We start from the raw sequence: 14,983 nt of genomic DNA, 5'->3' as shown, positions 1-14,983 counted from the left end.
CTGGATCAAGGGGTGTCCAAATTGAGAATATTTTATACCTGGGCTTAACACTTGATCGTTCTCTCAAGTTTTTGATATCCCATATGAGCTATTCATACATCATTTGATTTTATCTGATCGACGCAAACGAGATACTTGGGAAGAAAAAATAACAGGCTGCAATGGAGCCTGATAATCTTTTATCGGCTCTTCAACTGGTTTATATTGCAAATTAGGTTGTATAGCCTGATATTTTTGAGCAATATAACAATAAAATCCTGAAGGGAAAGGCCAAAGCATCTTGCCTATTTCATCCAGAAAAGTAAATTTTTTAATTAGTGATGAGTTATTGACTGGCGGGATATAACAAAAATTACTTAAAGAATACTGTCTATACCCTCTTTGTAAAAAAATTCGATTTATGTTGAATGGGGTTCTCATTTTAACTTTTTGATCGCTATAACAATGTAATAATCCAGTTTTTATTGCCCCACCCCAAAGGCTCCAAGGGTTAATACTTAATAAAACAACAAAGCCCATGGGATTAAGAACGCGATCGATTTCATCGATTAGACTCAAGCTGTTACTAAAAGGTTCCAGGGTAAGTGGGGCAATAATACAATCCACACTATTACGGTCGAGTGGAAGTTGATTTAAAGCACATTTAATTTGCACTTTATTAGCCAATAAAAAAGGAGAAGCAATCCATTTATGAGTGTAATTGAATTTTTTTAGCCAAATGTTATCGCCGCAATTTCCTAATTGCAGTAATGTATCGCCATGTGAATAATCACTTTCAGATTCAAGATTAACTAAAAACTCATGGGCTGCAAAAAGGCCCAGGGGTGATTGGAACCATTTATTCAGGGCGCGATATTGTTTTAATTGTCGTTCAATCAACAAAATAATGCCTTTTAAAATAGTGAATCCTGAATTAAACTACAATACAACGAGTTTCTTATACATACAATCCATTTTCTTTTTTTGAACTTAAATATCTTCCGTTGAGGTTGTTGACAGCTCATAAGACTGAGTCAAAATGGCCTGGATAGTCGAATTGTCCAGAGATGCTATTTAAATAAAAGGTATGATTGTTTTGGCATTGTTTTCGTCCAACCTGCACAACGTAAACAGCAATGTTGACTGAAACACGTGATTTTATTAAATGGATTAACTATAGTTAATATTATTATGAGCTGATAGAAACCTATGTTAGGAACGGATGAATTAAAATTACATGGAATAGGACAGCTATTTGTTCTTGAAAAGTTGTTAGATAGAGCTCAAGCTGTCGAATTCTGCAAACAAGCAGCTGCAGAAAAAATCTCTTTGGTTCAATATCTTGTAAAAAATAACATTTTATCAGCCACACAAATTGCACTTGCAGCGTCGCGAAATTTTGGCGTTCCCATTCTAGATCTTGACTGCATTGAAGTCGATTCTATCCCCGTGAATCTGGTTAATGAGAAATTAATTCGTCGACATTCAATGGTTCCCTTATTTTACCGAGGCAATAATTTATACCTGGCAACAGAGGATCCAAGTATCCAAGCATCTTTAAAAGAAATTCAATTCCATACTGGGCTTAATACTCATGCAATTGTCGTAGAGGCTGATAAGCTGAGCGCGCTAATTGATCACTTACTCACATTACAAGAAACTCAGGGTTTATCCGAGTTTGTTGGGGGGGAAAGTGATGAATTTGATGGGCTTATCATTAATGAGGAAGAAGAGCACGAAACAAATATAGCAACGTCACTCACCGAAGATGCTCCCATTGTAAAATTCGTCAATAAAATACTTCTTGATGCCATTAAACAAGGAGCATCCGACATACATTTTGAACCCTACGAGAAAGAGTATCGCATACGCTATCGACAAGATGGTATTTTACACGAAATTGCCACACCGCCAGGAAGTTTGGCTACGCGAATTACGGCTCGCATAAAAATCATGTCCAACTTAGATATTTCAGAAAGGCGAATCCCTCAGGATGGGGGCTTTAAAATGAAAATATCCAAAACTCGATCCATCGATTTTCGCGTAAGCACCTGCCCTACTACTTCAGGTGAAAAAGTGGTTATGCGGATCTTAGATCCTGGCTCAGCAAAACTTGGTATTGAGGCTTTAGGTTTTAGCCCGAACCAAAAAGAACATTTTGTCCGCTCTATTGAACGTCCTCAAGGTATGATTCTAGTGACAGGTCCCACCGGTAGTGGTAAAACGGTAACCTTGTATACCGCATTGAATATACTTAATACTAAAGAAGTTAATATCTCTACAGCTGAAGACCCAGTTGAAATTAAAGTGCCAGGGATCAATCAGGTTAATATTAATCCCAAAGCAGGTTTAACCTTTTCCAATGCGTTACGATCGTTTTTACGTCAAGACCCTGACATCATCATGGTTGGTGAGATACGTGATTTGGAAACCGCGGAAATAGCAGTTAAAGCAGCACAAACAGGACACTTAGTACTCTCAACATTGCATACAAACAGTGCAGCTGAAACACTGAACCGTTTGGTGAATATGGGGATTGCAACTTTTAATGTTGCCAGTTCAGTAACACTTATTATTGCACAACGTTTAGCTCGAAAATTATGTGAGCATTGTAAAGTATTGAGAGATGACTTCAATAAGCCAGGCTTGCTGGAATTAGGTTTTACTGAAGCAGATTTAGATGGAATTAAATTATATAAAGCTGGAGGATGTCCTAAATGTACCAATGGATACCGCGGTAGAATAGGTTTATTTGAAGTATTGCCTATGACCAGAACACTTGGCCAGGTAATCATGTCTGGAGGAAATTCCTTAGATATATTAAAGATTGCTCAGGAAGAAGGCATGATTACTATTTATCAATCTGGGCTTGAGAAGATAAAACAAGGTATTACAACTATAGAGGAAGTCAATCGGGTAACCGTTGATTAACTACACAAAAAATGAAAAAAAATGCCAATACTACTTTAACTTTTCATTACACAGGCGTTAATAAAGCGGCTCAAAAAATAAATGGCGATATCGACGCCAGAAGTCTTGCTTTAGCTAAAGTAGAATTACGCAGACAAGGAATTATTGTAAGTAAAATTGCTAAAAAACGCGCCCCTTTTTTCAATTTCAAAAGCAAAAAAATCAAGTCGGGTGATATTACGGTATTTAGTCGCCAACTGGCTACAATGATAGAGTCTGGGATTCCTTTAGTGCAATCTTTTGATATTGTTGCAAAAGGACAGTCAAATAAACGGCTTAAGGAATTAATTGAAAATATTAAACACGATGTTGAAACAGGATTAACCCTCTCAGAAGCATTGATGAAACATCCGGCTCATTTTAACGAATTATTTTGCAATTTGGTGGAAGCCGGAGAAAAATCAGGTTCTCTTGATATCATGCTCGATAAAGTCGCCACATATAAGGAAAAAATTGAAACAATCAAGAAGAAAATTAAAAAAGCGTTGACTTATCCTATGGCTGTTATGGTTGTCGCTCTGATTGTTACGACGGGATTACTTATTTTTGTTGTTCCTCAATTTGAATCATTATTTAAAGGTTTTGGTGCTGATCTACCTGCTATGACCCAAGCAGTAGTGAGCATGTCCAAATTTTTTCAATCCTTTTGGTATTTAATTTTTGGCGCACTAGGTGGGGGGATTTACGCGTTTATTTATGCAGAAAAGCACTCCCCTCAATTTGCACAAAATGTGGATAGAACTTTATTAAAGTTACCCGTTATTGGTCCTATTATTGAGAAAGCTGCAATCGCTCGATTTTCAAGAACACTATCGATTACTTTTGCTGCAGGTTTGCCTTTAGTTGAGGCACTTAAATCGGTGGCAGGAGCGACAGGAAATATTATTTTCGCCAAAGCCACTGATCAAATTAGAGAAGAGGTATCAACGGGGCAACAAATGAATAAAGCCATGGAAAACACTCAATTATTCCCCAACATGGTAATCCAGATGGTAGCCATTGGAGAAGAGTCAGGTGCTTTAGAAAAAATGTTAAGTAAGGTTGCTGATTTTTATGAAGAAGATGTGGATAATGCTGTCGATTCACTGAGTAGTTTATTAGAACCTGTTATTATGGTTGTTTTAGGTGTTTTGGTAGGTGGACTTGTTGTTGCAATGTATTTACCCATTTTCAAACTGGGATCTGCAATATAAGACGCTCATTATATTTCTTTGTAGTCTAGGGGATAAATGTCACTCACTTCCATTAAGTAAAAAAGAACTCTCCTCTCCCATTCGTGGGGGGTGTGATGAGGGCACATGAACTAAAACTAATACCCTTATCCGCCCTATCGAGCACCTTTTCCCCATGGGGAAAAGGTAAATGATTATCTTAATGTCAGTGTGCCTATCACCCAAGCTGCAATATTTTATGTGGGATCAATAATGATATATGACCTAATCATCAATCATACTTGGTTTATGTATGTCGTAGTTGCCCTTTTTTCCCTGGCTGTGGGCAGTTTACTCAATGTCATCATTTATCGCCTGCCTATTATGTTGGAAAGAGAATGGAAGCAACAATATAATGAGCTAGCGGGTATCAAGGAAGAGGAACAAAAACCGATTAATTTATTTTTTCCAAGATCATTTTGCCCTTCATGTAAAACCATGGTTAAGGCCTGGCAAAATATCCCTGTTTTAAGTTATTTATTTTTGCGTGGGCGCTGTTATCAGTGTAAAAATCCTATTTCTGTTCGCTATCCTTTAATCGAACTAGGTACAATGGTTCTTTCCCTATACGCGAGCTGGCATTTTGGCTTTACGTTACAACTCATTTTTGTATTGGCTGCGATTTGGATTTTAATTTGCTTATTTTTCATTGACTTAGATTATCAAATTTTACCAGACAGCCTAACTTTGAGCCTGTTATGGATAGGACTTATTGCCAATACGGAAAATCTATTTGCGCCCCTGCCTCAAGCAGTACTCAGTGCAGCTGGAGGTTATATAGGACTATGGTTATTTATAAAAATATTTTATTTATGTACTGGTAAGATTGGCATGGGCAATGGCGATTTTAAATTGTTTGCTGCCTTTGGAGCCTGGTTTGGTTGGGTATTTTTGCCGTTAATTCTTCTTCTTTCCTCAATAAGTGGTACAATTATTGGTTTATTGTATTTGCATTTGCAAAATAAATCCAAAGATACCACGATTCCTTTTGGTCCTTTTTTATGTATCAGTGGATTAATTTCTTTATTTTGGGGGCATAGTATCGTGAACTGGTATTTGCATCTTTGGATGTAAGATGGCAATCAGTTCCCAGGTATGTCTGAACATTTAATAAATTCTACCCAATACAGCTGTTCATTAATGCAGAATGACCCTTTAAATAAGATGAAGAACAGGATTCATAAATGCCCTATCAAGTTATTTTATTTGACTTAGACGACACACTTATCGATTTTGCATACTCCCAACGAGCGGGCTTAAAAAATATATATGAACTATATTACTCATCAGTTGAATATCCAATTTTTGAGCGTCTTTATAAAGAAATAAATACCCATCTATGGAATCAAGTTGGCGCCAAAAGCAATGCGCTCACCCCACGCGAAGTAAGATTGTTACGGTTTATACAATTAAATCAAAAAATTCCAAGTTCTGCTTCTGCAGAAGAAATAGCGGCAGAATATGATTTAAATCTTAGCGTGCATGCTCACTGGATACCCAATGTTAAAACCGCCATTGAGTTTTTACATCACAAAGGACATATTTTAGGCATTATCACCAATGGTTACGTTGAACAGCAGGGAAAAAAGCAGCAACGCCTTCAACTAAATAACTGGTTTGACTGTTATATTGTCTCTGATGAGGTTGGTGTTGCAAAACCTAATGTTGAAATCTTTAATATTGCCCTGCAAGAAATTGCGAACAAGCACAAACTATCAATTAACAAACGCTCCATATTAATGGTTGGTGACTCAATGGTTAACGATGGGTACGGAGCACGAAATTTTGGGATTGATTATTGCTTTATTAATAATCAATCATTAGTTAACATGTCTTTAGAGGCTCCCGTTAAATACAACATCCGTTCAGTTGCGCATTTACCTGCATGCATAGGATACGAAACAGAGTATGAGCAATTTTTAAAATCATCTGTGACTGAGGAAGTAGGCGTATAATTCTAAGGGATGGATATGGATATTAATTTAATAGTATTTGCTGCGCCAATATTTCTTATTTTAATCGGTATCGAATTTTTCTTAAAATCAGAAACGTATCAATTCAACGACTCCATAAATAATTTCAGTACGGGCATCTTTGAGCAAATTGCTACACTGCCAGCAAGAGGACTCATAATTTTCGGTTATTACTATATCTACGAACATAGTGCTCTTTTTTCTATTAACCCTCACTTTATTGGTTCTTGGATTATACTTTGGCTTTGCGTAGACTTTTGTTACTACTGGTATCATCGGACAAGTCACCGATGCAATTTCTTTTGGATAGGACACTCTGTTCATCATCAAAGTGAGCGTTTTAATTTATCGGTTGCCTTAAGGCAAGGCTATTGGCAAACCCTTACATCCTGGATTTTTTATCTACCTTTGGCCTTTATTGGTTTTCCGACTTGGATGTTCTTAATCGTTTCTTCTTGCAATACGATTTATCAGTTTTGGATTCATACGCAATCAATCAACAAAATGGGATGGTTTGAAACCCTCTTCAATACCCCTTCTCATCATAGAGTACATCATGGTAAAAACCCACAATATATAGACAAAAACTACGCGGGAAGTTTAATTATCTGGGATAAACTGTTTGGAACTTTCGAACCAGAAAATATTCCTGCTGAGTACGGAGTTACTGAACCATTAGACTCATGGAACCCTTTTTATGCAAATATTAAAGTGATTAAGGATGTATTGTATTATGGAAAAAACCTGAAAAATAAGCTGGATGTCATCCGTGCTTTTCTTATGCCTCCGGAGTGGATAATAAATCGCTTACAACAAGAGAATATAAACATCCCTAAACGAATCGTTCAGCAAAAAAACAGCAAATCACCTAAATTTTACATGTTATTCAACACCGCTCTTGCAATCGTCTTATATGCCTATCTTTCATTAATATTTACATTGAATTCATTGAATTCATGGCTTCTTGGAGTTTTCATATTATTTACCCTCTATATTCTTGGAGCGGTCGCCAATGGAAAACAAAAAATTTTAATTACTGAGATAATGCGTTCGATTTTAATCTTATTTATTTTGATTGCATCAAATATGCATCTATTTTTATCTTTGGCCTTAATGATATTGTTTTTATTCATTAATCTAAGTTTGTTCTATTTTGAGTTCCTCAAAAATCAGCAGTATACCAACTCCATTTCAGCATAAATAAAAGGATTAACTCGTTCAACTCAACCGAATACAGGTTTTATATACTATACTAAAAACAGTTAATAAATATTTAATATTTGTTTTCCTGCGGTCAATTCATAGTTCGATGGGGTAAAGATGAAGTGTTTTTTTTTCTAAAAAGTACTTTATTTACGAGGTAAAAACTAAAAAGGCATTATTTTAGGAGACCTCTATGAGAGTTGGCGAATACTGTAACAGGGATGTAGTGGTTATCAATAGCAATGAATCGGTAAAAAACGCTGCAGAGCTCATGCGTACCCACCATGTCGGAGATTTGGTTTTAGTTGAAGAACATAATAACCAAAAAATACCCATAGGCATTGTTACCGATCGTGATTTAGTCATTGAAGTTATGGCAGTAGGAGTTCAACCAGAGTCACTATTAGTCCGAGATATTCTCACCGAGCCTTTTAGCTGTGTTTTTGAAAACGATAGTCTTTTTGATGCACTAGAAATAATGCATTCCAAAAGAATTCGTCGCTTACCTGTTATCAGTGAAAACAAAACGCTTATAGGCATAATTACCTTAGATGATCTTATTGAAATTCTGACTGAAACAATGACCCATATAGTTGATGTAGTTAAGCTTCAACAAAAAAAAGAAGCGAGACAAAGAACATAGCTTTAAAAAACGATATTGATGTCTGTGATATAAGGAGCAAGCAATGAACAATTCAGTACATTTTCCTATAAAAATTGTATTCAATAATCTAAGGCACTCTCGAGCTATTGAGGGTAATGTTCGTAAGCATGCTGAAAAATTAGGAACGTATTGTGATCGGATTATGAGTTGTAACGTAGGGATTGAAACGCATCGACATCATAATAAAGGGAAAATTTATCATATACGTATCGATCTTTCGGTCCCCAACGCAGAACTCGTAGTAAATCGTGATCTTGCAGATAATCATGCACATGAAGACGTCTATGTCGCAATAAGAGATGCTTTTCTAGCCATGACACGACAACTTAAGAAATATGTTCACAAACAGCGAGGAAAAGTAAAATACCATGAACTACCACCAGTAGGACTAATTCGCGAAATCGCACCTGTTGCGGATTACGGTTTTATTGAAACCATTGATGGAAGAAGACTCCGCTTTACCAGTAAAAGTGTCATTGATTATGATTTCAGTAAATTAGAAGTCGGAAAAAGAGTTCTCTTTGTTGAAGCCAAAAGCAACGATGGTCCCGCAGCGAGCACTGTTTACGTACAATAATTAACTTTGATGGAAAAGACATTCTGTCTTTTCCATCAAAAATCTTAAATTCTTATCTTGCATGTACTAATCTCAGGCCATACCACCATCGATTCCGAGCACTTTTCCTGTAATATAAGATGCCTTATCCGAAGCCAAAAAAACAATAGTATGAGCGACTTCCTCAGGAAGACCTGCACGTTTTAAAGGTACCATCTCGAGAAAAGCTGCTTTATTTTCCTCAGTGCCTGTAAAGCGCTCAAACATATCTGTACTAATCGGGCCAGGAGCAACTGCGTTGACGCGAACATTAGCTGCAGCGGCCTCAAGTGCGGCGACTTTTGTAAACCCTTCCACTGCATGCTTTGTTGCACAATAAATCGATGCACCTGGCACTCCGGTGTGACCGGCGATTGATGAAAGATTAATGATACATCCAGAACCTTGTTCCATCATCACTTTAAGCTCATATTTAAGGCACAAAAAGACACCGAGTACGTTTGTGTCAAAGGTAGCCTGATAGTTTTCCAAAGTCTCATCAATAATCGAAACCGGTTGTCCCTCTGTGCCAGCATTATTCACAGCAACGTCCAACCCCCCAAAACGTTTGATTGTAGTGTCTATAAGGGATTTTACTTCTTCTTCATAACGAACGTCAGCTCGAATGAACACAACATCAACTCCACTAGTGCGTAGCTCTTTTGCTAAAGACTCCCCTATTTCGTTTTTACGGCCAGAAATTACGATATTTGCACCTTCTTGCGCAAAAGCAAAAGCAGTTGCTCTACCAATTCCAGCAAGAGCACCTGTAATTAGAACCGTTCTCTTTTTCATTTTAAATTCCCTTTTGTATTGAAAACATCATTCCATCGAGTATAGTACAAATAAATTCAAAGTCTCATCACGTGGTATATTATTGTATTTAACTAAATACTACTCGTTTCCCATAAAGTCATAATGGTAAGATACCGCTTTTTTTAATCCAATTTTTAGGTTCAATTCATGGAAAACAAAATTGCTGCAATTTATGTCACCAAACCCGATTTTCTTTCACTGCTTTCAGAAGAGTTAGGTGATGTTTCAAATATTGCGGAAGATTTGGTCTGTTCACCTCATAAAAAATTGGATGTATGTTTTGCACAAGATATTTGGTTAGAACCTCAGGTAGTAACATTCCAATCCATTTCTGAAGCGGTAAAAATTCTACGCCAAGCGGGAAAATTCTGGTACTTACATCCCATTTCCCATATTAGACGCTCTCGATTAATTGCAGAACAATTACGTGTCATTCCTCCGCTCATGCGGCATTTCCCCCTGGAATCTGAGATTCCACCCATAGGTGCTTTCAGTTTGCTGGATAAAAACACTTTGATTTATAGCGCCACACGTCAAAAAAAATGGCCTCAAGGAACATGCTATTTTATTGAAGATAAAATCAATCCTCCAAACCGTGCCTATTTAAAACTCTGGGAGGCACTCACTCTTCTTGAAAAATATCCAAAGTCAGGAGATAAAGTTCTGGATTTAGGCGCTTCTCCGGGAGGATGGACTTATGTCATGCAATCATTAGGTGCCTCAGTCACTGCTGTTGATAAGGCTTTATTAGATCCTCAAATAGCCAAGTTACCTAACATAAACTACGTACAACAAAGTGCTTTTGCTATAGACCCGGCCAAATTGGAGCAAAACTATGATTGGGTTTTATCAGATGTTGCATGTTACCCTGATCGTGCTTATGCACTCATTATGAAATGGATAGATTCTGGAAAAGCGAAGCAAATGATTTTTACGATTAAATTACAAGGTAAGGTGGAGTTATCTACAATAAAACTATTTCAAAAAATACCCAATTCTTTTACCACTAACCTGTTTTATAACAAACATGAAGCAACGTTTTTTTATCCTTATCCCAAATAACAACAGAATTTCATCCAAAGCACACTTTCTTCATATTTTTTTAAGGAAAATCAACTAAACTATATATATCACAAGGGTGTTCAAATAGTTATTCGAGATTAATATATGTCTGGTTCTAAAGAAGAAACAAACAAGTCAATTACCAGTGATCAGCTGCATAATAGAAACTGTTTTAATTACTTAAGAAATGTTAAGTTTCCTGATTTGATACTAGATAAGCTTCCCGCCGATCTGGCTAAAGATTTAAAATCGCTTCGTGGTAAAGAGAAAAAGGACTATGATCCAAATTTCCCATACGGTGATTTGTACACTAAATTTTTTGATTATCTTGATGAACATATTAAGACAATTTATGATGCCCCTCGATCAGCCCTAGGTAATGCCCTCGAGCAAATTAAAAACTATCAAAATCTACCTAAAAAAGAAAATGATAAGCTACAACAATCTATACGATTTTTTGTCAAACAGGTAGGCGTTTTAGATTACATAAAAGATTCCCATACTGCCCTCCATTTGCTGTCTGAGTTACCTAAGGATGCTACAAAATATAATGGAAGCTATATATACTGCAATAACGCCGACGGAAAGAGACTTTATTATATTAGTCCAGATGGCACTCGAAATGAACTGAGTATTAATGATAGAAAATTTAACGAAAATCTAGCCAAGATTAACGAACAGCAAATTACTCCATTTCTTCTTAAAGAGGATCAAGTTACCACCTTGATAACAGATAACCTACAGGATCAGAATGCTGACCTCCATGTGTTACCTGAATTACCTGAGGATCTTACAACATATATAGGAAGCTATATATATTGCGAGGACTCTAAAAACAACAATAAAAACAAGAAATTGTATCATATTGAAGCAGATGGTACTTGTAAGATAATAAATATTAACGATTTAGAGCAATTTGACCTTAATTTAAAAGAGATTAATAAACAAAAAAGTAAACTGCTACATCTTAATAACGATGAAGTGACTCAATTAATAACTACAAACATCTGTAAAAAAACACTTGAACAAAAGCTTGACCTAAAAGTCGAACGTCTTGGAAAAGAAATCGAAGTTTTAGAAGACTTTATTTATTCTCTTTATGCTAATGATAATGACATTTTAGAAGATACTTATAAAGAAATTGAGCACATTGCATTAGGCCATACCCCAAACTCACCTGGCATTCAAAAATCCATTGCTCATCATGTAAGCGATAAAGGGGAGTCAATTAACAGTGAAACCCAATCACCAGCGGAGCAAGAATCAACAACAAGCAAAGTCTCAGCACTTTATGCTGATGTTTATAAACCACAACATGGTACCAGTTTGGCAACCATAAGACGGTACCGCTCTAATTTAGGTTTTACTGAATACCGTTTTGGAACACAGGGGCAACGTCACCACGGCGAGGCCCGAGTTAGCCCTTTATTCGAACGATTCCTAGCCATAGAAGAAAACAGAGAACAAGCGAGGATAGAACAAATCAAAAAAGAACGCGCTGAAAAAAAATTAAAGCAGGAAGATCAAGTTAAGTTAGACCAGCCCGCACTAATCCAAGCTGAAGTAGATCAAGCCTTATTACAAAAGGAAGAAGCTGCTGATGAGGATGAAGATAGAATAACCCATATTTATTTTAATGTGCTGGGTCGTGATATTGTCCCGGGAATAAAGGAAAGCATAGCACATGAGAGAGCAAAGGAAAGCGCATTAACCGAACAGTTAGAAAAGCTTGAGTTCGATCCTATAAATAATCCAGCAGGCCATAAAAATGTGGCTGTCATCACACTTCCTGCCGACAAGGGGCTAATGAGCCACGAACATTATGCAAGTACCCACGCAAAACATAATATTGTCGATGTGAAAGAAGAGTTTTTACGAATTGCACGAGAGGGTCGTGACCTTCATTTGATGGACCAGTTACCTCGAGATCTTACAAAATATAAAGGGAGCTATATATATACCGACAGCGGTAAAGATAGAAAACTATTCTATATCAAATTAAATGGTGAAGAGGAAGCAGTAAACATTAAGGATAAGGATTTTTCTATATTTGAGAAAATCAAAGAAAGGAAACTTGAGAGCCCTATATTACTTGATGATTACCGAGTTAAAAAATGGATCACAGAAAATGGTGGTCACACCCCTCCTCTAACCAAAGTTAAAGATTTTCATATTAGTAAGCGGGTTCGTGAGAAAGTATTTCGTAATGAAGATGGAAAATATACACCTGAAACTGAAACCGAAATCATCAATAAATTACTGGACAGGAGCTTCAAAGCATTAGGATATTCTAACGAAACTGTGTTATCGGATGCTCAACGACAAGCGGTATGGTTTCATTTTTTAAAATATGAACTGACAAATCACATTATTGAATCCTTAAAACCTAAAAGTATCAACTTTACCTGTAAAGATGCAATTGACCGCGGTGGGGTTGCTTCTGCTTATTTCAATTTAATGAAATCATTTGAAGAAACAACTGAAGAGGAAGCAAATGCCGGAATAGTGAAAGTCCCAATGAGTAGGGAGGAGTTTGAACAAGCCTTACATGCTGCACCCACAATGGTTAAAGGTCGTGGTATGAATCATCATATTGACCTTATCTGGAACGCTGTTGATGCCTATGTCAATAAACATTATGATCAATTGATAGATAACAAAGATCAAGCATGGTTGATTGAATGGAGAGATTATAATTGCCCTCATGAACGTGTCGAGGCTTTATTAGAAAAACGCGTAGGTGAGTGTATATCCGTATTATCGAATCACCAGGACAAGCTTTTACAAGAGCTACACACAAAACTACAAGAGCTAGAAACAGAACTACAAGAATCACTAGAAGAACCACAAAAAGAACCAACACTAGAAGAACCTCAGAAAAAACCAACACTAGAAGAACTTCAAAACAAAATTGACGAACTTCAAAAAAAACTACAAGCGCAACAAGAAGAACCAGAACTAGATGAACTGCAAGCAAAACTTAACAAACTACAAGAGCAAACCAAAACCATATCAAAAAAATTAGATGCTCTCTCAAAAGGAGTTGACGTTTTAGATGAAGTAGCTAAACAAAAAAATTGTAGTGGGAAACGTTTATTATTAGAAACTACCCTTAGGACAACTTCAATGGCAATTAGTCCCGAAACTCAGTCAATCAATAGTTGCAAACAATATGAAAAACTTCATGATGAACTTTCGATTAACTTCCCAGATTTAAAAATTTTAAGAGGTGCAATGAAAATATTTGCGGGTACTATCATAGATGCTGTCTTATTAGCAGTATCCAAAATTTCTGGTGGAAAAGTAAATGTTAAATCCGACTTATCATCCCGCGGATGGGCTACATTTAATGCGGGTCAAGAACATAGTGCGCGAAAAACATTGCAAGAGCAAATGAGAGGACATTTGTTTAAAATTAGGGCCGATAAGGAGGATCCTGCTCAAGATACATCTGAAGCTCCTGTAGATAATACATTTCATTGAAGTGAAATAAATCCATACCTTTTTATTAAACCTCACTCCTCTTAAAATATGTCGCTATAAAAAATAGATTAAAAGAATTGAAAAATTTGTTAAGCTGAGCATTAAAACTAATGTGTCACTCGTAATATTCTTCAAATTGATTTCAGGGAAAAAATAATGGATCTACAACTCAAAGGTAAAACGGCTTTAGTAACCGGCTCCACAGCGGGAATAGGATTTTCAATTGCACAAATATTGGCTCGTGAAGGTGCAACAGTGGTCATTAATGGTCGCACCCAAGACCGAGTGATTCAGGCAATGCAACAGATTAAAACAAGCAATCCTGAAGCCAATTTGATCGCCGCCCCTGCTGATTTAAATCAAAAAAAAGATACCGATGAATTGATTAAACAAATTCCTAGAGTAGATATTCTTATCAATAATGCGGGTATTTATAATGCCAAACCTTTCGTTGATATCTCGGATGACGAGTGGTTGCAGATGTTTGAAGTCAATGTAATGAGTGGTGTCCGTTTAAGCCGTAATTACCTTACCCCAATGCTGAAACAAAACTGGGGCAGAATCATTTTTATTTCCAGCGAATCTGCATTACAAATACCTAAAGAGATGATACATTATGGTATGAGCAAGACAGCACAACTCGCAGTTGCCAGAGGTATCGCGGAACTAACAAAAGGAACTCATGTCACGGTCAACTCAGTTCTCCCTGGACCTACAAGCAGCGAAGGTGTTAGCCAGTTTGTGGCCGATCTTGGAAAACAGCAAAACAAAACAGCAAAACAAGTCGAAGAGGAACTTTTTGAAAACTTAAGACCCACTTCATTAATCAAACGATTGGCTCATACTGAAGAAATTGCGAATATGGTTGCATTTTTATCTAGCCCGCTGTCTTCCGCAACTAATGGTGCTCCTATTCGCGTGGATGGAGGCCTTATTTTATCCATCGCATAGTCTCTTATTCTTGGAATATTGGTCTCATGAAATGATGCATCTGATACGAGGGATCTCTACAAGCCATGGAGATCCT

Annotated in this window: 12 protein-coding genes; 10 read left to right on the top strand and 2 right to left on the bottom strand. The window is 36.8% G+C overall.

Annotated elements, in window-relative coordinates; genetic code table 11:
* Nucleotides 1-99 precede the first annotated feature (99 nt).
* A complete protein-coding gene (locus tag OQJ26_RS16305; protein WP_265704777.1) occupies nucleotides 100-882 on the bottom strand; it encodes a methyltransferase domain-containing protein in 783 nt (260 codons plus the stop codon).
* Nucleotides 883-1,188: 306 nt separating this feature from the next.
* Here OQJ26_RS16305 and pilB point away from each other — a divergent pair, with 306 nt between their 5' ends.
* From pilB to OQJ26_RS16270, 7 genes are all read left to right on the top strand, one after another.
* Complete coding sequence (pilB, locus tag OQJ26_RS16300; RefSeq protein ID WP_265704776.1) at nucleotides 1,189-2,910, top strand: type IV-A pilus assembly ATPase PilB; 1,722 nt, start codon at nucleotides 1,189-1,191, stop codon at nucleotides 2,908-2,910.
* Between the two features lie 11 nt (nucleotides 2,911-2,921).
* Nucleotides 2,922-4,142 carry a type II secretion system F family protein gene (locus tag OQJ26_RS16295; protein WP_265704775.1) on the top strand — a complete coding sequence of 407 codons (1,221 nt, stop codon included), beginning with the start codon at nucleotides 2,922-2,924 and terminating at the stop codon, nucleotides 4,140-4,142.
* Nucleotides 4,143-4,373: 231 nt separating this feature from the next.
* A complete protein-coding gene (locus OQJ26_RS16290) occupies nucleotides 4,374-5,234 on the top strand; it encodes a prepilin peptidase (RefSeq protein WP_265704774.1) in 861 nt (286 codons plus the stop codon).
* 110 nt (nucleotides 5,235-5,344) lie between these two features.
* Nucleotides 5,345-6,115 (top strand): HAD family hydrolase, encoded by a 771-nt coding sequence (locus OQJ26_RS16285; protein WP_265704773.1) that lies wholly within the window; start codon nucleotides 5,345-5,347, stop codon nucleotides 6,113-6,115.
* Between the two features lie 15 nt (nucleotides 6,116-6,130).
* Nucleotides 6,131-7,333 (top strand): sterol desaturase family protein, encoded by a 1,203-nt coding sequence (locus OQJ26_RS16280; RefSeq protein WP_265704772.1) that lies wholly within the window; start codon nucleotides 6,131-6,133, stop codon nucleotides 7,331-7,333.
* A 196-nt stretch (nucleotides 7,334-7,529) separates the two neighbouring features.
* Nucleotides 7,530-7,979, top strand: coding sequence for a CBS domain-containing protein (locus tag OQJ26_RS16275; RefSeq protein WP_265704771.1), 450 nt, complete (start codon nucleotides 7,530-7,532; stop codon nucleotides 7,977-7,979).
* A 43-nt stretch (nucleotides 7,980-8,022) separates the two neighbouring features.
* The gene (locus OQJ26_RS16270; protein ID WP_265704770.1) at nucleotides 8,023-8,577 is read left to right on the top strand and encodes an HPF/RaiA family ribosome-associated protein; all 555 of its coding nucleotides are present in this window, start codon (nucleotides 8,023-8,025) and stop codon (nucleotides 8,575-8,577) included.
* Between the two features lie 72 nt (nucleotides 8,578-8,649).
* Here the strand turns inward: OQJ26_RS16270 and OQJ26_RS16265 are convergent, their stop codons facing one another.
* Nucleotides 8,650-9,390, bottom strand: coding sequence for an SDR family NAD(P)-dependent oxidoreductase (locus OQJ26_RS16265; RefSeq protein ID WP_265704769.1), 741 nt, complete (start codon nucleotides 9,388-9,390; stop codon nucleotides 8,650-8,652).
* 168 nt (nucleotides 9,391-9,558) lie between these two features.
* On the opposite strand from OQJ26_RS16265, the gene OQJ26_RS16260 reads away from it, so the two are divergent.
* The 3 genes from OQJ26_RS16260 to OQJ26_RS16250 all read left to right on the top strand — a co-directional run bounded on the left by OQJ26_RS16260 (nucleotide 9,559) and on the right by OQJ26_RS16250 (nucleotide 14,907).
* A complete protein-coding gene (locus OQJ26_RS16260; protein ID WP_265704768.1) occupies nucleotides 9,559-10,473 on the top strand; it encodes an SAM-dependent methyltransferase in 915 nt (304 codons plus the stop codon).
* A 105-nt stretch (nucleotides 10,474-10,578) separates the two neighbouring features.
* Nucleotides 10,579-13,956 carry an OmpH/Skp family outer membrane protein gene (locus tag OQJ26_RS16255; RefSeq protein ID WP_265704767.1) on the top strand — a complete coding sequence of 1,126 codons (3,378 nt, stop codon included), beginning with the start codon at nucleotides 10,579-10,581 and terminating at the stop codon, nucleotides 13,954-13,956.
* Nucleotides 13,957-14,112: 156 nt separating this feature from the next.
* The gene (locus OQJ26_RS16250; RefSeq protein WP_265704766.1) at nucleotides 14,113-14,907 is read left to right on the top strand and encodes an SDR family NAD(P)-dependent oxidoreductase; all 795 of its coding nucleotides are present in this window, start codon (nucleotides 14,113-14,115) and stop codon (nucleotides 14,905-14,907) included.
* Nucleotides 14,908-14,983: the final 76 nt, after the last annotated feature.

The sequence above is a fragment of the Legionella sheltonii genome, assembly GCF_026191355.1.
GTDB classification, from domain to species: Bacteria; Pseudomonadota; Gammaproteobacteria; order Legionellales; family Legionellaceae; genus Legionella; species Legionella sheltonii.
The sequence above is the reverse complement of the archived record's forward strand: the minus strand, read 5'-3'. Positions and strand labels throughout refer to the sequence as shown.

What these genes read in the sequence shown, in the direction of transcription:
- pilB (WP_265704776.1), top strand. Translation starts at nt 1,189, where the DNA reads ATGTTAGGAACGGATGAATTAAAATTACATGGAATAGGACAGCTATTT.
- OQJ26_RS16295 (WP_265704775.1), top strand. Translation starts at nt 2,922, where the DNA reads ATGAAAAAAAATGCCAATACTACTTTAACTTTTCATTACACAGGCGTT.
- OQJ26_RS16290 (WP_265704774.1), top strand. Translation starts at nt 4,374, where the DNA reads ATGATATATGACCTAATCATCAATCATACTTGGTTTATGTATGTCGTA.
- OQJ26_RS16285 (WP_265704773.1), top strand. Translation starts at nt 5,345, where the DNA reads ATGCCCTATCAAGTTATTTTATTTGACTTAGACGACACACTTATCGAT.
- OQJ26_RS16280 (WP_265704772.1), top strand. Translation starts at nt 6,131, where the DNA reads ATGGATATTAATTTAATAGTATTTGCTGCGCCAATATTTCTTATTTTA.
- OQJ26_RS16275 (WP_265704771.1), top strand. Translation starts at nt 7,530, where the DNA reads ATGAGAGTTGGCGAATACTGTAACAGGGATGTAGTGGTTATCAATAGC.
- OQJ26_RS16270 (WP_265704770.1), top strand. Translation starts at nt 8,023, where the DNA reads ATGAACAATTCAGTACATTTTCCTATAAAAATTGTATTCAATAATCTA.
- OQJ26_RS16265 (WP_265704769.1), bottom strand. Translation starts at nt 9,390, where the DNA reads ATGAAAAAGAGAACGGTTCTAATTACAGGTGCTCTTGCTGGAATTGGT.
- OQJ26_RS16260 (WP_265704768.1), top strand. Translation starts at nt 9,559, where the DNA reads ATGGAAAACAAAATTGCTGCAATTTATGTCACCAAACCCGATTTTCTT.
- OQJ26_RS16255 (WP_265704767.1), top strand. Translation starts at nt 10,579, where the DNA reads ATGTCTGGTTCTAAAGAAGAAACAAACAAGTCAATTACCAGTGATCAG.
- OQJ26_RS16250 (WP_265704766.1), top strand. Translation starts at nt 14,113, where the DNA reads ATGGATCTACAACTCAAAGGTAAAACGGCTTTAGTAACCGGCTCCACA.